This is a genomic window from Hydrogenophaga sp. PML113 (assembly GCF_001777155.1).
Classification (GTDB): Bacteria; Pseudomonadota; Gammaproteobacteria; order Burkholderiales; family Burkholderiaceae_C; genus Hydrogenophaga; species Hydrogenophaga borbori.
Genome location: NZ_MIYM01000017.1, coordinates 38,459 through 58,100, shown reverse-complemented (window position 1 = coordinate 58,100; position 19,642 = coordinate 38,459). Strand labels below are relative to the sequence as shown.

Here is a 19,642-nt window from a genome sequence, read left to right as displayed (position 1 = left end):
GCGGTCAATCGCGCATGCTTATGGCTGTTCATCCGTTCTCCTGTCCTGAGTTGTTGCGGCCTGGTAACCACAGCTTCCCAGTTCCGGGACGGATGAACAACCTATTGAGACTTCACACCTAGGCCGCCCGCGCCAGCCCCCTGGCAGAGCGCTTCATGGGGCGCGCACCCACCCCCCCTGTGCGCGGGCCATCCCCGCGTTCGGGAACAAAGCAGGGGGCGCTGTTCCCTAGGCCATTCTGCGGCGCTGGACAGGCCTGGCGCGACGCAGCCCCCCCCTGAGACCCACCACGCCACCATGCAATCCGCCACGTCGTCCTCTTCTTCCTCACGTTCAAGCAGCCCGGCGGGCAGGTCGCGAGGCGCTGCGCGCCAAGCACCGCCGTCGTCCGCCAGCCGCTCGCTGCCCCCTGGCTGCGCCTCGGCCGGCTGGAACTTCTGCCTGTCGAACGAGAACGACAAGCACAACCTCGAACCCGAGGACCTCACCGCCGGCCCCTCACCCATGTCGGCCGCCGAACCCAGCGGGGAAATCAGACGGCTGTTCAAGCCGTCCCGGCACCTCACGCTGGATGCAGAGGGCCTGCGCCCCAACTACAGCGCCATCAACAACGGCGGGCTCTCGGGGGAAGAGACCGCCCAGTTGCTCAACTGCGCCCGGGATTTCGCCCAGGGGGCACCGCTGGCTCCCCCCTGGCGTTTCGACCCGGCCAGGCATGCGCTGCCGAACGGCGGCCCCGATATGCCCGGCATCCTGGGCGACACCTCGCTGAGCCAGTCCCAGCGGATCGAGGTCTACCGCTGGGCCAGGATCTATGCGCCGGACACCATGACCGACCCCACATGCCTGGCGACATGCTGCGTCATGGGGACGGCTCTCCCGGCGGCCACGCTCTTTGTCACGGGCGCGGTGGTTTTGGCCATCTACCTGACAGGCACCCATGACCCCTCCTCGCCTTGCAGTTACCTGCGCATGAACGCCACCGAGGCCAATGCCCTGCTGCAGGCGGTTCACGAGCAATGCCCCTATCTGGTCAACGCCACCTTGAACAACATGGATGAGTGGGTGCCGTTGATCAAGGACCGCTTCTCACAGGGCATCTACCGCGACGCGAGCGATGGCCATCTCCTGAAGCAGGTATGCGTTTCCGTGGCCCAGGCCCTGAACCCGGTGGCGGCCATGAAGCTGCTGTTGCTTTTCCTGGTTGTCCAGGCGCTGGCGCCGCTGCAGGGCTGAACAGTCCGCCATGCAGCATCACCCCCATCCCGACCCCGAGGTGGCCGCGCTGGTCGAACAATGCGCCGCCCGCCTGGCCCAGGCCGGCGAGCGAATCGGCGACTGGGTGCGCGCGGCCATGGCGGGACAGGCACGACCGGTGTTGCCGGCGCACGGGCCCGTCGAGGCCGCGCGGCTGCTGACCACCGCCACCCGCCTGTGCGACGAGGGCGCGTTCGATCAGGCGCTGCGGCCCGCCCTGGTCCTGGTCATGCAACACCCCGGGCGGGCGGCATTCGCCTTCCTGGCCGGCACCTGCCTGCAGCGCACGGCCCGGCCGGCCGCTGCGCTGCCGATGTTCGGCCTGGCCGGTCTGCAGGACGGGAACCGCTATGCGGCGCTGGCCGCCTTTCGCTCGGGCGAATGCCTGGCCGCCATGGGCCGGGCGGACGATGCCATCGCGGTGTTCGATGCGGCGGTCGAGGCGTCCCGCCAGCGTCCGGCCTTGGCGGAACTGCAGCGGCTGGCCCAGGACAAGGCTGAGGCCCTGCGCGCCGCCGGTTAGGCCAAGCCCTTGACCCGCGGGCCGGCGGGATGCCCGCCCCGCGGGCCTGGTGGCCTCAAACCGACATGTTCATCACGTCGGTGTAGGCCTGCACCATGCGGTTGCGCACGTGCAGCGCGCTCTGGAAGCCGATCTGCGCCTTCTGCATGGCGATCATGGTTTCCTCCAGGCTGACCTTGGGGTTGCCCAGTTGCACCTCGGTCTGCAGGCGGCTGGCCTCGTTCTGGGCCTTGCTCACCTGGTGCAGGGCCGCCTTGAGGTTGTCGGCGAAGGCCGCGCCCGCGCCACCCGCGGCGCCCGCGGCCGGGCGCTTGAACGCGGCCACGTTGCCCAGCGTCTGGCTGGTCAGGGGGGACAGGCGCATGTCCATGGGGGACTCCTTCGGGAAGCGATCGACAGGCCTGGATGCTAGGCCCCCCTCGGCAACCGGGTCCGGAAATAAAGCCCCAATAAGCCGGCCTTTTCGGGCCCTGACCGGGCGACCCCGCTCAGGGCGCGGCCTTGAACGGCGACTGCGCCTGGAACTGCACGGCCACGCGTTCGGCCAGTTGGTCGAGCGCCTGGCGGTAGACGGCGTCCACGGCGGCCGGGCCAGAGATCAATGCATCGAAGGACGGAAAGCTGGCCTCGGCGGGTGCCACGATGGCCCAATCCTCATTCGGCCGGGCGTCCACGCCGAAGAACAGCGTCGTGCTGTAGGGGTACCACTGGGCCCCCCGCGGGAAGGAGTGGACGTCGACGTTGAGCTTGGGCACGTAGGCCTGCGTGCCCATGCCCGAATGAAAGCCGATGGCGTCGAACCCCAGCTGCAATCCGATGTCTTCGTCGAAAGCGAGGTTTTCGATGTCGACGTTGTCGGGGTCGTCCGGCCGGCGGGCGATCGACTCCAACACCCGGACCTCATAGCCGGCGGCCCGCAGCCGGTGCGCCACCCGCTCGGCGAAGAACAGGCCGTGGCCCGGCGCATGGGCCCGCATCAGGGCCGTGAGGTCTTTTGACTTCTGGCGCCCGTCCGACAGCGCGCCCAGCGAGGCGAGGGGAAACAGCATGGTGGCCGCCGTCCGGACCGTGACCGTGTACTCCACGGGATCGCCTGCCGGAATGAGCAGAACGCTGCGGGCCGGCAACGGGTCGCCATCGGCGGCACGGGCGCCGGCGGCGAACAGCAGGAAAGTGAGCGCCAGGACGATGCGGTGCATGGGCTTCAAGTCGGTGGTTGCGGTGCGAGGCTTATACCCGGACGGGTACCCCGGCGCGGTCACAAATCCCACCCCCTCGGCACGGCGCGCGGGAAATAAAGGCCCATTACGGCGCCTTTTTCCGGCAATGCCCGCCGGCCCCCCCCGGGATACTCATCCGCATCCGGGGCCCTCGTGCCCCCTTGCGAGCCATCCCGCCCATGAGCACCACCGCCGTCGCCGAAGTGAATGCCCAGCCCGTGCGCGCCAACGCCCTGGCCGAAGGCCTGGCGCGCATGGACAACGCGCAGAAGATCAAGCTCGGCCTGGGCGCCCTGGCGCTGCTGGCCATCGCCCTGGCCTTCTTCTTCATGGGCCGCCAGCCCGATTGGCGCGTGCTCTACGCCAACTTGGGCGACAAGGACGGCGGCGCCATCGTGGCCCAGCTGTCCCAGATGAACGTGCCCTACAAGTACTCGGACGGTGGCGGCGCCATCATGGTGCCGGCCGACAAAGTGCACGACACCCGGCTGCGCCTGGCTTCCCAAGGCCTGCCCAAGGGCTCGGTCACCGGCTTCGAGCTGATGGAGAACAACCGCTTCGGCATGACGCAGTTCCAGGAGCGGCTGAGCTTCCAGCGCGGCCTGGAAGGCGAGCTGACCCGCTCCATCCAGTCGCTGGCCTCGGTGCAGGCCGCGCGCGTGCACCTGGCCCTGCCCAACCAGAACGGCTTCTTTCGCGAACAGCAAAAGCCCAGCGCCTCGGTGCTGCTGACCCTGCACCCCGGCCGCACGCTGGACCGCGCGCAGGTCGCCGGCATCGTGCACCTGGTGGCCAGCAGCGTGCCCGAGATGAACCCCAAGGCCGTGAGCGTGGTCGACGACCAGGGCAACCTGCTGTCCAACCCGCCCGACGGCCAGAACGCCACCGGCGCCGACGTGCAGAAACTGCAGTACGCGCAGCAGCTCGAACAGCTCTACACCCGCCGCATCCTGGACATGCTCGAACCCCTGGTGGGCGTGGGCAACGTGAAGGCGCAGGTGAGCGCCGACATCGACTTCTCCCAGGCCGAGATGACCTCGGAGCAGCACCGGCCGAACCAGGGCAACGAGCCCAGCGCGGTGCGCAGCCAGCAGACTATCGAAGACGGCCGCCCCGGCAGCGCCCAGCCCGCCGGCGTGCCCGGCGCGGTGAGCAACCAGCCGCCGGCGCCCAGCAGCGCGCCCATCAACGGCCAGGCCGCGCCGGTGGGCGTGACGCCGCAGGGCCAGGCCAACGCCGGCCAGGGTGGCTCCACGCGCCGCGAATCCGTCATCAACTACGAGGTCGACCGCACCGTGCGCACCGTGCGCGAGTCCAGCGGCAGCATCAAGCGCCTGAGCGCGGCCGTGGTGGTGAACCACAAGACCACGCTGGACAAGAACGGCAAGCCCGTCAGCGCCCCCATCCCGGCCCAGCAGATCGAGCAGATGACCGCCCTGGTGCGCGAGACCATCGGCTTCAACCAGGCCCGGGGCGACTCGGTGAACCTGATGAACGCCGCCTTCAACGAGGTGGTGGCCGCCGAGCCCGAGGCCCTGCCTTTCTGGCAGCAGGCCGACAACATCGAACTGGCGCGCAGCCTGGCGTTCCCGCTCGGCATGGTCGGCCTGGGCCTGATCGTGCTGATGGGCATGGTGCGCCCGGCGCTCAAGCTCATGAAGGCGCCGCCGCCGCGCATCACCGAGGTGCAGCCGCTCAACGCCGTGCTCAACGAAATGCCCGAGCGCCCCGGCCTGCCGATGCCGACGCCGGACGAGGAAACGCCCGAGAAACGCCGCATCGCCGACGCCAAGCGGCTGGCGCTGGAGAACCCGGCGGCGGTGGCCAACATCGTCAAGGGCTGGGTCAACGGCGAAGCGCCGAACTGAGGCAGGGAGCAGAGCATGGACGACACCGGACTGCAGGACGCCGCCATCTTCCTCATGTCGCTCGGCGAAGAGGAAGCGGCCGAGGTGTTCAAGCACCTCAGCCCGAAAGAGGTGCAGAAGCTGGGCGAGACCATCGCGCGCACGCGCGCCGTTTCGCACGAGCGCGTGGACCAGGTGATGCAGCGCTTCACCACCACCGCCTCGTCGCAGAGCCTGCTGGTGAGCGACACCGACAACTACGTGCGCGCGGTGCTCAAGCGCGCCCTGGGCGACGACAAGGCCGCGCTGCTGATCGACCGCATTCTGCAGGGCGGCGACGTCTCCGGCATCGAGAGCCTGAAGTGGATGGACCCGCTGTCCATCGCCGAGCTGCTGCGCAACGAACACCCGCAGATCGTGGCCGCCATCCTGGTGCACCTGGAGGCCGACCAGACCGCCGCCGTGCTGAAGAACTTCACCGAGCGCACGCGCAACGAGGTGATGCTGCGCATCGCCACGCTCGAGGGCATCCAGCCGACGGCGCTGAAGGACCTCAACGAGGTGCTCTACAAGGTGCTGGCCGGCGGCGACAAGATCCGCAAGACCTCCATGGGTGGCGTGAAGACCGCGGCCGAGATCATCAACATGATGGGCACGCAGATCGAGAGCTCGGTGATCGAGTCGATCCGCGACTTCGACCCCGAGCTGGCCCAGAAGATCATGGACAAGATGTTCACCTTCGAGGACCTGCTCAAACTCGACGGCAAGGCCGTGCAGCTCATCCTCAAGGAAGTGGCCACCGACCAGCTCATCGTGGCGCTCAAGGGCGCGACCGCCGAGCTGCGCGAGCTGGTGCTGTCCAACATGTCCAGCCGCGCGGCCGAGGCGCTGCGCGAGGACCTCGAAGCCCGCGGCCCGATCCGCCTGTCCGAGGTGGAGGCGCAGCAGAAAGAGATCCTCAAGATCGTTCGCCGCCTCTCCGACGAAGGCCAGATCGTGATCGGCGGCGGCGGCGAGGAAGAGGCTTTCGTCTGAGCGCCCCATGAACCAACGCCCCAAGAACGACCCGTACTCGCGCTTCATCCCGCGCGAGGAGATCGACGGCGTGGCCGCCTGGCAGTTCGCCGCCGTGGACGGCAGCGACCAGCGCCCCGCCCTGCCCAGCGACGGCGCGGCCGAGACCACGCCGCCCGACGAGCGCCTCGCCGAGGCGCGCGAGCAGGCCTACGCCGAGGGCTTTCGCCACGGCCACGACGCCGGCGCGCAGTCGGTGCGCGACGCCATGGAGGCCAGCATGCGCCGCACCGCCGAGGAAACCGCGGTGCGCATGGCCCAGCTGCTGCGCACCACGCGCGAGCACCTCAAACACAGCGAGCACGAGATCTCGCGCCACATCCTGGAGATCGCCTGCGACCTGGCGCGCCAGGTGGTGCGCCGCGAGCTGGTGCAGAACCCGGCGCAGCTGCAGGGCGTGGTGAGCGAGGCCATGTCCCAGCTCATCGACGACGGCCTGCCCGCCACCATCCGCATGAACCCAGCCGACCTGGCGCTCATGAAAGGCGCGCTGCTCGAAACCCTGGGCGAGCCCCGGCCCGAGCTGGTGCCCGATCCCGGCATCACCCCGGGCGGCTGCGTGCTCGAGTCGCGCACCAACTCGGTGGACGCCACGGTCGAGAAGCGCTGGCTGCGCGCCATCGGCAACCTGGGCCTAAGCGCCCCCTTCGACCCCGCCGACACCGACGTCTGACCCGCATGACCGACAGCACTTTCGACGAAACGCCGAGCCGCTGGGGCCACTTCATGGACGACCTGCGCGCCAGCGCGCAGGCGCCCACGCCGCTGGAGGTGCGCGGCACGCTGACCAAGCTCGCCGGCCTGGTGCTCGAGGCCGTGGGCCTGCGCGTGCCCGTGGGCGCGCAGTGCCTGATCGACAACGGCCACAAGCAGCCCGTGCTGGCCGAGGTGGTGGGCTTCTCCAAGGACCGCGCCTTCCTCATGCCCGCCGGCGACGTGCACGGCCTGGCCAGCGGCGCCAGCGTGACGCCGCTGCCGCCCTACCGAACAGTGCCGCGCCTGGGCCAGGACAACCCGCCGCCCTCGCCCAACGACCGCAGCGTGCTCAGCCTGCCCATGGGCGCCGGCCTGCTGGGCCGCGTGGTGGACGCGCACGGCGAGCCGCTGGACCACCAGGGCCCGCTGCGCGGGGTGAGCGTCTCGCCGCTGGAGCGCGCGCCGCTCAACGCCATGGACCGCGACCCGGTGCGCGAACCGCTGGACACCGGCGTGCGCGCCATCAATGCCCTGCTCACCGTGGGCCGCGGCCAGCGCCTGGGCCTGTTCGCCGGCTCCGGCGTGGGCAAGAGCGTGCTGCTGGGCATGATGGCCCGCTACACCAAGGCCGACGTGATCGTGGTCGGCCTGATCGGCGAACGCGGCCGCGAGGTGAAGGAGTTCATCGAGGACATCCTGGGCTCGGAAGGCCGCCGCCGCTCGGTGGTGGTGGCCGCTCCGGCCGACGCGCCGCCGCTGGTGCGCATGCAGGGCGCCAGCTACGCCACCGCCATCGCCGAACGCTTCCGCGACGACGGCCTGCACGTGCTGCTGCTGATGGATTCGCTCACCCGCTACGCCATGGCGCAGCGCGAGATCGCGCTGGCCATCGGCGAGCCACCGGCCACCAAGGGCTACCCGCCCTCGTGCTTCGCCAAGCTGCCGCAGCTGGTGGAGCGCAGCGGCAACGGCCTGAACGGCCGCGGCTCCATCACCGCCTTCTACACCGTGCTGTCCGAGGGCGACGACCAGCAGGACCCGATCGCCGACGCGGCGCGCGCCATCCTGGACGGCCACATCGTGCTGTCGCGCGCGCTGGCCGAGTCGGGCCACTACCCCGCCATCGACGTCGAGGCCTCGGCCTCGCGCGTGATGCACAACGTGGCGCCGCCCAGCCACCTGGAGCTGGCGCGCAAGTTCCGTGCGAACTACTCGCGCTACCAGAAAAGCCGCGACCTGATCCAGCTCGGCGCCTACGTGGCCGGCAGCGACCCCGAGACGGACCGCGCCATCGTGCTCTACCCCGGGCTGCAGCGCTTCCTGATGCAAGACATGCGCGAGGCCGCCCCCATGGGCGAGAGCGTGCGCGGCCTGCAGACCGCGCTGCAGGAAGACAAACCGGCGCGCGACGCCACGGCGGGCAACGCCGCGCGCGGCGCGCGGCCCCACCACAACCCGTATGAGGGCAACCCATGAGCGCCGCACGGCCGCCGGCAGGCACTCGCACCGCGGCGCGCCGCGCGAAGGTTAAAGAATGACCGCACAGGGCTTGGAAACATTGGACAAGGTCATCGAACTCGCCGAGCGCAAGCGCGACGAGGCGCTGGCCGCGCTGTCGGCGGCGCGCCGCGAGCACCAGGCCGCGCAGGAGCAGATGGACCAGCTCACCGCCTACGCCGCCGAGGCGCAGCAGCGCTGGCAGGCCCGCTGCGCCAGCGGCGTGGACGCCGCCTGGCTCATGCACCACCGCCAGTTCATGGCCAAGGTCGAGCACGCGATGGACTTCCAGACCGGCGTGCTCGGGCAGAAGCAGCGCCAGATCGACCAGGTCCAGCAGCAGGTGCACGAGGCCGAGCGCGAGCTCGCCACGCTGCGCCAGTACGTCGCGCGTCAGCAGGAAGCGATCCAGCAGCGCCTGATGCGCCGCGAACAGAAACAGACCGACGAGATGGCGCTCAACGCCCACCGCCGCCGCGCCGAATCCGACAGCACGTTCCAGAGCTTCTCCGCATGACCACGACCGCGCCCAGCAACCCCCACCCGCCCGCGTCGCAGGCGGCGCACAGCCAGCCGCCCAGCCACGCCGCGCGCTCGGCGCACGGGCCGCAGCAGCCGACCGACCTGTTCTCCAGCCTGCTGGCGCTGCTGTCGCCGGACGCCGCGCCGCTGGACCCCCTGGGCACGGCCACCGCCACCACCGCCGGCGCGCCAGGCGAGGACCCGCTGGCCGAAGACCCTGCCGACAGCGACAACCCCCTGGCCGCACTCATGGCCTGGACCGCGCCGCACGAACTGGCGCCCGCGCCGCTGGCCGGCGACGGTTCGCTGGCCGGCGAGACGCGCGGCCTGGATACGCGCGCCGATCGCCTGGGAGGCGCGCCCGCCGAGGGCCTGCCCCTGGCCAACGGCAGCGCGCCGGGCCGCCAGGTGGCCGCCCCCTGGCAGCCCGCCGCCGCGCGGGCCTCGGCGCCCGGCGCGGCCACCGCCCTGGCGACCGCCGCGGGCCAGCCGGCCGGCGGCGCCGACACCCCCGCCCTGCGCTGGAGCCGCGCGGTCACGCCCACCGAATCCGGCGCCAGCGCCGCCTGGCCCGTGCGCAGCACGGTCGCGCTGGACGCGCGCTTCCAGGCCACCTCGCCCACCGCCACACCCACCGGTGCGCTCGCGGCCCTGGCCGGGCGCGCGGCCGACGGCGACGAGCCCGCCCTGCCCGGCGCCTCGCCCACGGGCGGCGCCCGCGCCACTGGCGAAGCGGCCGCCGGCCCGACGGCCACCACCGGCGCCACGGCGGCCGACAGCGGCCTGGGTGGTGACGCCACGGCCGACGGCGGCCAAGCGCGGCACGAGGCCGGCACCGACCCGAACAGCACCCAAGACCCCTACGCCGCAGCGGCCGACGCCGAGGCGGTGGAGGTGCAGCACTGGGGCGCGGGCGCCATGCGCCACGCCAGCCTGCGCGTGGGCGAGGACGCCCAGAACGCCATCGACATCCAGCTCGCCGTGCGCGGCGACGAGGTGCGGCTGGACTTCCGCACCGACGACGCCGCCGCGCGCGGCCTGCTGCGCGAGCACGCCCAGACCGCGCTGGGCGACCTCCTGCAGCAGGGCGGCCTCACGCTGGGCCAGGTTTCCGTCGGCGACCAGGGCCAGGGCGATGCCCGCCGCGACGGCCCCACTCCGCCGGCCCCCGCGCCGCGCGCCGAGCGCGCCGACGCCGGCCCGGCCGAGGCCGCCCCCCCGCGTCCGGCCGCGCCGGGCGCCAACGGCCGGGGCCTGGACCTCTTCATCTGAGCCCCCGGGGCGCGGGAAAGAACCGGTTTTTCCGCGCTTATCGAGCGAACGGCGTGGGGGGGGCCCTCCCACAATCCTTCTCAAGCCGCGCGCCTTTGAGCCCGCGGCAACCGACGAAGGAGAGCCATGTCCGCCGCTGCCACCGCCGCCGCCCAACCGGCCGAAGCCGCCCCCAAGAAGAAGGGCAAGAAGCTGCTGTTCGCCCTGATCGGCGTGGTCGTGCTGGGCATCGCGGGCGCGGGCGCCGCGCTGTTCATCCTCAAGAAGAACACCGCCGAGGACGAGGGCCTGGACGAGGAAGCCGCCGCGCACAAGCCGGTGGACCCGAAATCGGCCCCCACCTTCCTGCCGCTGGACAACATGGTGGTCAACCTGGCCGACCCCGGCGGCAACCGCTACATCCAGATCGGTCTCACGCTGCAGCTGCAGGACGCCCACACGGGCGACGCCGTCAAGGCCTTCATGCCCAGCATCCGCAGCCGCATCCTGGTGATCCTGTCCAAGCGCACCGCCGAGGACGTGCTCAGCGCCGAAGGCAAGAGCCGGCTCGGCAACGACATCATCGCCGCCGTCTCCGAGGTGATGGGCTATCCCGCGCCCAAGGCCGAGGACGAGGGCAAGAAGAAACGCGGCCCGGCCAGCCCCGTGCAGGCCGTGCTGTTCTCCAGCTTCATCGTGCAGTAAGCGCGGAGCGATCAGACCATGTCCGAATCGTTTCTGTCACAGGAAGAGGTCGATGCCCTGCTGGAGGGCGTGACCGGTGAAAGCCAGAAGCTCGCCAAGGAAGAGGTGCCGGAAGGCGGCGTTCGCAACTACAACCTCTCCAGCCAGGAACGCATCGTGCGTGGGCGCATGCCCACCATGGAGATCGTCAACGAGCGCTTCTCGCGCAACCTGCGCGTGGGCATGTTCAACTTCATCCGCCGCAGCCCCGAGATCTCCGTCGGCGGCGTGCAGGTGCAGAAGTACAGCGCCTTCCTGCGCGAGCTGGTGGTACCCACCAACTTCAACATCATGGCCGTGCGGCCGCTGCGCGGCAACGGCCTGGTGGTGTGCGAGCCCACGCTGCTGTTCGGTGTGATCGACAGCCTGTTCGGCGGCACCGGCAAGTTCCACACCCGCATCGAGGGCCGAGACTTCTCGCCCACCGAGCAGCGCGTCATCAACCGGCTGGTGGACGTGGTGGCCGAGGAATACAAGAAGGCCTGGCGCGGCGTCTACCCGATCGAGCTGGCCTACCAGCGCTCGGAGATGCAGCCGCAGTTCGCCACCATCGCCACGCCAAGCGAGATCGTGGTCTCCACCAGCTTCACGCTGGAGATCGGCGACATCACCGGCTCGCTGCACATCTGCATTCCCTACGCCACGCTGGAGCCGATCCGCGACGTGCTCTATTCCAGCGTGCAGGGCGATGCCATCGAGGTCGACCGCCGTTGGGTCAAGCTGCTGAGCCACGAAATCCAGGCCGCCGAGGTGACCATGGTGGCCGAGCTGGCCAAGACCGAGGCCACCGTGGAGCAGCTGCTGGCCATGCAGATCGGTGACTTCATCGAACTCGACCGCAACCCCACCATCACCACCCACGTCGACGGCGTGCCCGTGTTCGAGTGCCAGTACGGCACGCACAAGGGCAAGTACGCGCTGCGCGTGGAACGCAACCTGCGCGGCAGGGACATGAACTGGCTGGGGTCGTCCCCCGAGATGTGACCGGCGTTCAGGAGAAACCATGTCAACCGATACCAACGCACCCAACCAGGACGCCATCGCCGACGAATGGGCTCAGGCGCTCGAAGAGCAGGCCGCCACCGTCGCCGACGAGGGCGCACCGGCCTTCGACGCCGAGGCCACGCCGGTCAAGACCGCCATGGGCGCGGGCGGCGCGCAAGACATCCAGATGGTGCTGGACATCCCCGTCCAGCTCTCGGTGGAATTGGGGCGCACGCGCGTGCCCATCAAGTACATCCTGCAGCTCGCGCAGGGCTCCATCGTGGAGCTCGACGCGCTCGCCGGCGAACCCATGGACGTGCTGGTCAACGGCTACCTGATCGCCCAGGGCGAGGTGGTGGTGGTGAACGACAAGTTCGGCATCCGGCTCACCGACATCGTGACGCCCTCGGAGCGCATGAAGCGCCTGAGCAGAACGTGACCCCTCTGCGTCGCCTTCGGCGCCTTCCCCCCCAGGGGGGACGCCACCAGCGGTCCGGCAAAGCCGGTCCCGCGGTGGCCCTGGGTGGCGGGTCGGCGCTCTCAAGGAATTGAAGCTATGTGGCAAAACGCTTGGCCCGCCTTGGTCCTGCTCGCCCTGATGGTGGGCATCGCCTGGGCATTGAAGTGGGCGCGCGGGCGCTTGCCCGGCCTGCCGGGCGTGCCCGGGCAAAGCGGCCCCGTCCTCAAGGTGCTGGGCAGCGTCTCGCTCGGTCCGCAGCAGCGTGTGGTCACGCTGCAGGTGGGCCAGGGCGAGTCCGCCACCTGCCTGGTGCTCGGCGTCGCGCCGGGCAGCGTCAACGCCCTGCACGAAATGGCGATGCCGGCCGACACCGCCGCCCCGTCGGCGCCGGCGGCACCGCTGGCCGGTGGTTTCGCCGCACGCCTGGCGCAGCAACTCGTGAAAGGCCCGGGCGATGCGCCGCGCTGAAATGCCCCGGCTGGTCTGGCTGCGCGCGCTCGCGCTGCTGCTGGCCCTGATGCTGCTGTCCATCGGCGCCTGGGCGCAGAACGCGCCCGTGGCCACGCCGCAAGGCCCGTCGCTGCCCCTGGTGGTAGGCCAGGGCGCGGGCGGCGCCAGCTACTCGGTGCCGATCCAGACCCTGCTGTTCTTCACCGCGCTGTCCTTCCTGCCGGCGGTGCTGCTGCTGATGACGGGTTTCACCCGCATCGTCATCGTGCTCTCGCTGCTGCGCCAGGCCCTGGGCACGCAGTCGGCCCCGCCCAACCAGGTGATCGTGGGCCTGTCGCTCTTTCTCACGCTGTTCGTCATGGGCCCCACGCTGGACCAGGTCTACAGCAACGCCTACGGCCCCTATTCGCGCAACCAGATCAGCTTCGAGGAGGCGCTGCAGCGCGGCGAACAGCCCATGCGCGCCTTCATGCTCAAGCAGACGCGCCAGTCCGACTTCGAACTGTTCGCCAACCTGGCCCGCCTGCCCGAGGGCGTGACGGCCGAGAACGCGCCCTTTCGCGTGCTGGTGCCGGCCTTCGTCACGAGCGAGTTGAAGACCGCCTTCCAGATCGGCTTCATGATCTTCATCCCCTTCCTGGTCATCGACATGGTGGTGGCCAGCGTGCTCATGTCCTTGGGGATGATGATGCTGTCGCCCGTGCTGGTGGCGCTGCCCTTCAAGCTCATGCTGTTCGTGCTCGCGGACGGCTGGAACATCCTCATCGGCTCCTTGGCCGCCTCATTCGCCCAGTAGGGAACACCATGGAACCGCAAGCCGCCCTCACGCTTGGCCAGAACGCCCTCTTCCTGCTGCTCGCGGTGGCCGCGCCCGTGCTGGCCACGGTGCTGGGCGTGGGCCTGGTGATCAGCCTGTTCCAGGCCATCACCCAGATCCACGAACAGACCCTGTCCTTCGTGCCCAAGCTGATCGCCGCGATCGCGGTATTCGCCATCGCGGGGCCCTGGATGCTGACCACCATGGTCGAGTTCATCCGCACCACGATCCTGTCCATTCCCCAATACGCCGTGTAAGTGAAGCACCCCCGCCGCGCTCTGCGCGTCCCCCTCGAGGGGGCGGCACCTGAGGCCCGGCAAAGCCGGTTCCCCGGTACCCCTGGCTTGCGCGTGCTCGCTCATCCATGATCACTTTCACTGAAGCACAGATCATGGCCTGGGTCTCGCCGGTGTTCTGGCCGTTCCTGCGCATCCTGGCCGTTTTCAGCAGCGCGCCCATCTTCTCCTCGCGCTCGGTGCCGGTGCGCACGCGCGTGGCCCTGGCCTTCCTCATCGCCTTCTGCGCGCAGGCCGCGCTGCCCGAGCAGCCGGTGGTGGCGCTGACCGACGCGCGCGCCTTCGAAACCGTGGTGCAGCAGGTGCTGATCGGCCTGGCCATGGGCCTGGCGGTGCGCATCGTGTTCGCGGCGGTGGAACTGGCGGGCGAACTCATCGGCCTGCAGATGGGCCTGAACTTCGCCGGCTTCTTCGACCCCAGCACAGGCAGCCAGAGCAGTACCGTGGGCCGCTTCTTCGGCAACACCACGATGCTGCTGTTCGTGGTGATGGGTGGCCACCTCATGCTGCTGCAGGCCGTGGTCTCCAGCTTCGGCACCTTTCCCGTGGGCGGCGGCGCGCTGGACGCGGTGAACACCATGCGCCTGCACGAGCTGGGCGCCGTGGTCTTCCGCTACGGCCTGTGGATCGCGTTGCCGCTGATCGGCATGCTGCTGTTCATCAACACCGTGCTGGGCTTCGTCTCGCGCATCGCGCCGCAGATGAACGCCTTCGCCATCGGCTTCCCGATCACGCTGTCGGCCGGCCTGATCGGCATCGCCTTCACCCTGCCCATGCTGGACACGCCGGTGGCCGCGCTGCTGCGGCTGGCGACGGCGCTGTTCATGGGCTGATCCATTGGCGGGCCTGCGCGGGCCATGATTCGTGCCCATGCCCCCTCAAATATGATGGTTATCATATTTGAATAGACTCGCGCTTCCAACCTCACCGTCCCCGCCATGGACAACCCCACCAGCCGCAAGCAGGCCACGCACGAACGAATCCTGGACACCGCCGCCGGCGTGCTGCGCGCCAGCGGCTTCCAGGGCGTGGGCGTGGCCGACATCATGAAGCGCGCGGGACTCACGCACGGCGGCTTCTACGCGCACTTCGCCTCACGCGAGGCGCTGCTGGCCGAAGCGCTGGAACGCGCGGGAGAGGACAGCCAGGTCCGGTTGCGTCGCGCGCTGGACGCGGGCGAGGCCAAGGGCGGCAGCCGGTTCCAGGCCCTGGTCGACAACTACCTCGCCGACCGCCACCTGCGTTCCCCGGAGAGTGGTTGCCCGGTGGCCGCGCTGGCCTCTGAAATGCCGCGCCAGCCCGACCCCGTGCGCGAGGCCGCCGCAGCGCGCATCAAGGCCTTGACCCGCACCGTGGCCGCCACGCTGGCGCCCGCGCAGGCGCGCGAGGCGGCCGGTGTGATCGCGTCGCAATTGGTGGGCGCTCTGCAAATCGCCCGCACGCTCGGCGACAACGCGAAGGGCCGCCGCCACCTCGCGGCCAGCCGGCGCTTCCTGCTGGAACAGTTCGCGCCGGACAACACCAACACACCACCCGACACCACACACTGACCCCCATCGCGCGCCTTCGGCGCGCGTTCCTCAACGGCCGTAAATATGACGATCATCATATTATTCAGGAGTCCTTTGTGCAGATAGAAAACGCTGTCGTCTTCATCACCGGCGCCAACCGTGGCATTGGCCTGGCCTTCTCACGCGAAGCCCTGGCGCGCGGCGCGAAGCGCGTTTACGCCGCCAGCCGCCAACCCCAGCATGTGACGCTCGACGGCGTCACGCCCATCGAACTGGACGTGACCCGCCCCGAGCAGGTTCTTCGCGCCGCGCGCGACTGCGGTGACGTGACCCTGCTCATCAACAACGCGGGCGTCGCCGAGCTCGGCGGCTTCCTGCTGCCCGACGCGCTCGAGGCCTTGCGGCGCCAACTCGAGGTGAACGTCTTCGGTATGCAGCGCATGGCCCTGGCTTTCGCGCCGGTGCTCGCGGCCAATGGCGGCGGCGCCATGCTCAACGTGCTGTCGATCGCGAGCTGGATCAATCGTCCGCTGTTGGGCACCTACGGCGCCACCAAGTCGGCGGCCTGGGCGCTCACCAACGGCCTGCGGCACGAGCTGCTGCAACAGGGCACACAGGTGACGGCACTGCACATGGGCTTCGTCGACACCAGCCTCACGCAGGGCATCGACGCGCCCAAGTCCACGCCGCAGGCGATCGTGCGCGCCGCCTTCGATGGCCTGCAGGCCGGCCTGCCCGAGGTGCTGGCCGACGACATGACTCGCCAAGTGAAACAGTCGCTCGCCAGCGCCACAGCGGCCTATTTGCACGCCTGAGCATGAACGCCGCCGCCACCACCACCGCCAAGGCCAACGCCCCTTCCAGCGCCGCCGACACCCGCCAGCGCATGCTGCACGGTCCCGTGCTGCCCACCTTGATGCGACTGGCCACGCCCAACGTGCTGGGCCTGTTCGCCAACACCATCGTCATCGGCTTCGACGGCTACATCGTGGGCCGCCTGGGCGCCGACGCGCTGGCCGGCGTGGCGGTGGTGCTGCCGCTGGCCATGCTGATGCTGCACATGTCGGCCGGCGGCCTGGGTGGCAGCGCCACGGCCGTGGTGGCGCGCGCGGCCGGGGCTGGCGACGACGCGCGCGCCGCGCGCCTGGCCTGGCACGCGCTGGTGCTGGGGCTGATCGCCTCGCTGCTGTTCACCCTCGTCGCCGCGTCGCCACTGCTGTACGGTGCCATGGGCGCGCGCGGCTCGGCGCTGGATCAGGCCACCCGCTACGCCGGGGTGCTGTTCGGGGGCGCCTCAGCGGTCTGGACGGTCAACGTGCTGGCCGGCGTGGCGCGCGGCACCGGGCAGATGGGCGCGGCCGCGTTGGCACTCATCGCCACCACCGTGATGCACCTGCTGCTGGCGCCACAACTGGTGTTTGGCCTCGGCCCCCTGCCGCCCTTGGGCGTGGCCGGCGCGGCGGCCAGCACCGTCACCTGCAGCGCGGTGTCGGCGCTGGCCCTGCTGGCCTGGCTGTCGCGCCGGGGCGCGCCGGCCAGGCCGCTGGGCGTGGGCTGGCGGCTGCGGCGCGACGACGCGCGCGAGATCCTTCGCCTCGCCCTGCCCTCCGCCATCAACCCGATCCTGAGCAACGGCTCGATTGCCTTGGCCACGGCCTACGTGGCGGGCTTCGGCGGCCTGGCCGTGGCGGGCTACGGCATCGCCGCGCGGTTGGAGTACATCTTGGTGCCCATCGCCTTCGGCATCGGCGGCGCGCTCACCGCCATGGTGGCCACCAACCTTGGCGCGCAGCAGGCGGCGCGCGCCAAGCGCATCACCTGGACGGGTGCCGCACTGGTCTGGGCGATCACGGGCGCGATCGGACTGGTCGCCGCGCTGTGGCCGTACCTGTGGATGGCGGCGTTCACCCGGGATGCGGCCGTGCAGGCAGCGGGCGCGAGCTACCTGCGCATCGTGGGCGGGGTCTACGGCTTTTTCGGCCTGGGTCTGGCGCTGTTCTTCGCGTCGCAGGGCGCGGGGCGGCTCACCTGGCCACTGGTGGCCAGCGCGGCGCGGCTGGTGGTGGTCGCGGCGGGTGGCTGGTTGGCGACGCGCCTGGCCGGCGATCAGCCGCAGGCGCTGTACACGGTGGTGGGCCTGAGCCTGCTGCTCATGGGCCTGACGCTGGCCATCGCCACGCACCGCAGCGACTGGTCCACGCCGGGCCGTTCGCGCTGAGGGCCGTCCACATCGTCAATCGTCCCAGCGCAGGTCCGCCAGCTTCCAGTCCCCGCCCACCAGGCGCCACTCCAGCCGCACCTTGTAGGGCTCGGCGCGCTCGGGCACCAGGCCCTGCGCGCCGGTGACCAGCACCTGCGCTTCGCTCACGCCCAGCGTGGGTGTCTGCGGGTCCACGCGGTGGCGGCTCGACATCGCCATCACCTGGATGTTCTGGTAGCGCAGGAAGGTGGCGGTCAGCAGCCGGCGCGTGCCGTCGCGATCCAGGTTGCCGCTGCCTTGGAAATGCTCGTCGAGCAGGTCCATCACGTCGCCGGTGTGGCGCGCCTCGATGGCGGCCTGCAGGGCCTTGGCGGCGGCCTCCAGCCGGGCCTGCGGGTCGCCCTTGCCGCAGGCGGCGAGCAGCGCGGCGCCCAGGCCCACCAGCGCCGCCCGGCGCGTCGTCCCGCCGCTCATACCAGCCCGTTGCGGATCGCGTACACCGTGAGCTCGGCGTTGTTCGACAGGTGCAGCTTCTCCAGCACCCGCGCGCGGTACACGCTCACGGTCTTGGGGCTGAGCATCAGCTCCTCGGCGATGTCGCTGAGCTTCTTGCCCGAGGCGATCTTCTGCAGGGTCTGCAGCTCGCGTTCGGACAGGCTGGCGTGCAGCTCCTCGGTCTCGGGCGCGCTGAGCGTGTCCACCAGCATCTGCGCCACCTCGGGCGTGACGTACTTGCGGCCCTGCTGCACCACGCGGATGGCGCCGACCAGCTCGGCCGGGTCGCCGGCCTTGTTGACGTAGCCGCGCGCGCCCGCGCGCAGGCAGCGGATGGCGTACTGGTCCTCGGGGTACATCGAGACCACCAGCACCTTCACCGGCGAGCCCTCTTCCTTGAGCGCGCCCAGCACCTCCAGGCCGCCGCGGCCGGGCATGTTCAGGTCCAGCACCAGCACGTCGCAGGGCGTCCTGCGCATGAGGTCGCGCAGTTCGGGGTAGCTGCCGGCTTCGCCGACGACCTGGATGTCGACCGCTTCGCTGATGGTGTCGCGGATGCCGCGGCGCACCACGGCGTGGTCGTCACACAAAATCACCTTGATCATGGGCTTCCTTGTGCTCCATCGGCGGCGGCAATGTGTCGCCCGACGGCAGCGGTACCGAGAGAATGACCGAGGTGCCACGCGGCGAGGCGCTGACGTCCAGCCAGCCACCCACCTTGGCCGCGCGCTCGCGCAGGCCCAGCAGGCCAAAGGACTTGGCCTTGCGCAGCGCGCCGCTGTCCATGCCAGGGCCGTTGTCGCTCACCTCCAGCGTGAGCACGCCCTCTCCGTCGTTGAGATCGATTTCCACGTGGGTCGCGCCAGCGGCGTGCTTGGCCACGTTGGTCATGGCCTCCTGCGCGGTGCGGTAGGCCACGAGCTGCACGTCGCGCGGCACTTCGATGCGCTCGGCCGTGCGGCGCACGTGCACGCGCAGGCCGGTGCGCCGCTCGAAGCCCGCGGCCAGCCAGACCACCGCGGCCACCAGGCCCTGGTCCAGGATGGGCGGGCGCAGGTTCATCATGATGCGCTGGCTCGCCCCCAGGGCGTGCTGCACCATGTCCAGCGCGGTGTTCACGTGGCGCTGCATGTCGGCGTCGCTGGCGCGCCGGCCCACCCAGGCCAGATCCAGCTTGATCGCGGCCAGCGCGCCACCGATGTCGTCGTGGATTTCGCGCGCGATATCCGCGCGCTCCTGCTCGATGCTGGTCTGCAGGTGCTCGGCCAATTCGGCCAGGCGCTGGCGCGACTCGGCCAGCTCGGCGTCGGCGCGCGCCTTGGCCTTGCGCGCGTCGCTGATCTCCAGCGCGCGCTTCACCACGTGCGCCAGGCGGTGCATGCTGTCCTTGAGCAGGTAGTCGCTCACGCCACGGTGCATGGCGTCCACGGCGGCGGTCTCGCCGATCGCGCCGGAGAGGATGACGAAAGGCACCTGGATGCCCAGCTTGCAGACCACGTCCCAGGCGTCCAGGCCGGTGAAGCCGGGCAGGTGGTAGTCGGCGAGCACGATGTCGTGCTGGCCCGATTGCACCTCGCGGCGGAAATCCTCCAGCGTGTCCACCAGCGTGATGTCGTTGGCGAGCTGGCTGCGCTGCAGCGCGAACTTCACCAGCGCGTGGTCCACGCGGGAGTCCTCCAGGTGGAGGATGCGCACCGGTCGCGGGTGGCTCGCTGTCGCTTCACCGGTACCGGTCATGGGAGGTGCTCTGTGTCGCCTGGCGAAGAAGGGATTAGAAGCGCCTGGAGGTCGACGGAGA

General features: G+C 70.4%; 23 protein-coding genes. 18 read left to right on the top strand and 5 right to left on the bottom strand.

What is annotated here, in order from left to right:
• The first annotated feature begins 297 nt into the window (after positions 1-297).
• Together BHU06_RS20865 and BHU06_RS20860 are read left to right on the top strand one after the other, a co-directional pair.
• The gene (locus BHU06_RS20865) at positions 298-1,236 is read left to right on the top strand and encodes a hypothetical protein (RefSeq protein ID WP_139147150.1); all 939 of its coding nucleotides are present in this window, start codon (positions 298-300) and stop codon (positions 1,234-1,236) included.
• Positions 1,237-1,246: 10 nt separating this feature from the next.
• The gene (locus BHU06_RS20860) at positions 1,247-1,780 is read left to right on the top strand and encodes a hypothetical protein (protein WP_070401152.1); all 534 of its coding nucleotides are present in this window, start codon (positions 1,247-1,249) and stop codon (positions 1,778-1,780) included.
• A 55-nt stretch (positions 1,781-1,835) separates the two neighbouring features.
• Here the strand turns inward: BHU06_RS20860 and fliE are convergent, their stop codons facing one another.
• Entirely contained in the window at positions 1,836-2,150 is a 315-nt protein-coding gene (fliE, locus tag BHU06_RS20855; protein WP_070401151.1) for a flagellar hook-basal body complex protein FliE, read from the bottom strand.
• Between the two features lie 118 nt (positions 2,151-2,268).
• Positions 2,269-2,979, bottom strand: a complete 711-nt coding sequence (locus BHU06_RS20850; protein ID WP_070401150.1) for a hypothetical protein — start codon at positions 2,977-2,979, stop codon at positions 2,269-2,271.
• Between the two features lie 200 nt (positions 2,980-3,179).
• On the opposite strand from BHU06_RS20850, the gene fliF reads away from it, so the two are divergent.
• The 16 genes from fliF (at position 3,180) to BHU06_RS20770 (ending at position 17,367) form a co-directional block, all read left to right on the top strand.
• Positions 3,180-4,868: a flagellar basal-body MS-ring/collar protein FliF gene (fliF, locus tag BHU06_RS20845; RefSeq protein WP_070401149.1), complete on the top strand. Its 1,689-nt coding sequence runs from the start codon at positions 3,180-3,182 to the stop codon at positions 4,866-4,868.
• Between the two features lie 15 nt (positions 4,869-4,883).
• Positions 4,884-5,882, top strand: coding sequence for a flagellar motor switch protein FliG (fliG, locus tag BHU06_RS20840; protein WP_070401148.1), 999 nt, complete (start codon positions 4,884-4,886; stop codon positions 5,880-5,882).
• 7 nt (positions 5,883-5,889) lie between these two features.
• Positions 5,890-6,594 (top strand): flagellar assembly protein FliH, encoded by a 705-nt coding sequence (locus BHU06_RS20835; RefSeq protein ID WP_070401147.1) that lies wholly within the window; start codon positions 5,890-5,892, stop codon positions 6,592-6,594.
• A 53-nt stretch (positions 6,595-6,647) separates the two neighbouring features.
• On the top strand, positions 6,648-8,093 hold the full coding sequence (fliI, locus tag BHU06_RS20830; protein ID WP_254668211.1) for a flagellar protein export ATPase FliI: 1,446 nt from the start codon (positions 6,648-6,650) through the stop codon (positions 8,091-8,093).
• Positions 8,094-8,151: 58 nt separating this feature from the next.
• Positions 8,152-8,631, top strand: a complete 480-nt coding sequence (gene fliJ, locus BHU06_RS20825; protein ID WP_070401145.1) for a flagellar export protein FliJ — start codon at positions 8,152-8,154, stop codon at positions 8,629-8,631.
• Entirely contained in the window at positions 8,628-9,908 is a 1,281-nt protein-coding gene (locus BHU06_RS23155) for a flagellar hook-length control protein FliK (protein WP_070401144.1), read from the top strand. Before fliJ ends, BHU06_RS23155 begins: the two co-directional genes overlap by 4 nt.
• 126 nt (positions 9,909-10,034) lie before the next feature.
• The gene (locus tag BHU06_RS20815) at positions 10,035-10,592 is read left to right on the top strand and encodes a flagellar basal body-associated FliL family protein (protein WP_070401143.1); all 558 of its coding nucleotides are present in this window, start codon (positions 10,035-10,037) and stop codon (positions 10,590-10,592) included.
• 18 nt (positions 10,593-10,610) lie between these two features.
• Entirely contained in the window at positions 10,611-11,615 is a 1,005-nt protein-coding gene (gene fliM / locus BHU06_RS20810) for a flagellar motor switch protein FliM (RefSeq protein ID WP_070401142.1), read from the top strand.
• Positions 11,616-11,634: 19 nt separating this feature from the next.
• Positions 11,635-12,054 carry a flagellar motor switch protein FliN gene (fliN, locus tag BHU06_RS20805; RefSeq protein ID WP_070401141.1) on the top strand — a complete coding sequence of 140 codons (420 nt, stop codon included), beginning with the start codon at positions 11,635-11,637 and terminating at the stop codon, positions 12,052-12,054.
• A gap of 117 nt (positions 12,055-12,171) precedes the next feature.
• On the top strand, positions 12,172-12,543 hold the full coding sequence (locus tag BHU06_RS20800) for a flagellar biosynthetic protein FliO (RefSeq protein ID WP_070401140.1): 372 nt from the start codon (positions 12,172-12,174) through the stop codon (positions 12,541-12,543).
• A 1-nt stretch (position 12,544) separates the two neighbouring features.
• A complete protein-coding gene (gene fliP, locus BHU06_RS20795) occupies positions 12,545-13,321 on the top strand; it encodes a flagellar type III secretion system pore protein FliP (protein WP_070401139.1) in 777 nt (258 codons plus the stop codon).
• 8 nt (positions 13,322-13,329) lie between these two features.
• Positions 13,330-13,599 carry a flagellar biosynthesis protein FliQ gene (gene fliQ / locus BHU06_RS20790; protein WP_070401138.1) on the top strand — a complete coding sequence of 90 codons (270 nt, stop codon included), beginning with the start codon at positions 13,330-13,332 and terminating at the stop codon, positions 13,597-13,599.
• Positions 13,600-13,706: 107 nt separating this feature from the next.
• Entirely contained in the window at positions 13,707-14,471 is a 765-nt protein-coding gene (fliR, locus tag BHU06_RS20785) for a flagellar biosynthetic protein FliR (protein WP_070401137.1), read from the top strand.
• A gap of 105 nt (positions 14,472-14,576) precedes the next feature.
• Positions 14,577-15,188 carry a TetR/AcrR family transcriptional regulator gene (locus BHU06_RS20780; RefSeq protein WP_070401136.1) on the top strand — a complete coding sequence of 204 codons (612 nt, stop codon included), beginning with the start codon at positions 14,577-14,579 and terminating at the stop codon, positions 15,186-15,188.
• A gap of 77 nt (positions 15,189-15,265) precedes the next feature.
• On the top strand, positions 15,266-15,964 hold the full coding sequence (locus tag BHU06_RS20775; RefSeq protein ID WP_070401135.1) for an SDR family oxidoreductase: 699 nt from the start codon (positions 15,266-15,268) through the stop codon (positions 15,962-15,964).
• A 2-nt stretch (positions 15,965-15,966) separates the two neighbouring features.
• On the top strand, positions 15,967-17,367 hold the full coding sequence (locus BHU06_RS20770) for an MATE family efflux transporter (RefSeq protein ID WP_070401134.1): 1,401 nt from the start codon (positions 15,967-15,969) through the stop codon (positions 17,365-17,367).
• A gap of 15 nt (positions 17,368-17,382) precedes the next feature.
• Here BHU06_RS20770 and BHU06_RS20765 read toward each other — a convergent pair whose 3' ends face one another.
• From BHU06_RS20765 to BHU06_RS20755, 3 genes are read right to left on the bottom strand one after another with little or no spacing between them, the layout of a single operon-like run.
• Positions 17,383-17,823 carry a hypothetical protein gene (locus tag BHU06_RS20765; protein ID WP_070401133.1) on the bottom strand — a complete coding sequence of 147 codons (441 nt, stop codon included), beginning with the start codon at positions 17,821-17,823 and terminating at the stop codon, positions 17,383-17,385.
• Positions 17,820-18,449 (bottom strand): response regulator transcription factor, encoded by a 630-nt coding sequence (locus BHU06_RS20760; RefSeq protein ID WP_070401132.1) that lies wholly within the window; start codon positions 18,447-18,449, stop codon positions 17,820-17,822. Before BHU06_RS20760 ends, BHU06_RS20765 begins: the two co-directional genes overlap by 4 nt.
• On the bottom strand, positions 18,427-19,581 hold the full coding sequence (locus BHU06_RS20755; RefSeq protein WP_070401131.1) for an ATP-binding protein: 1,155 nt from the start codon (positions 19,579-19,581) through the stop codon (positions 18,427-18,429). Before BHU06_RS20755 ends, BHU06_RS20760 begins: the two co-directional genes overlap by 23 nt.
• Positions 19,582-19,642: the final 61 nt, after the last annotated feature.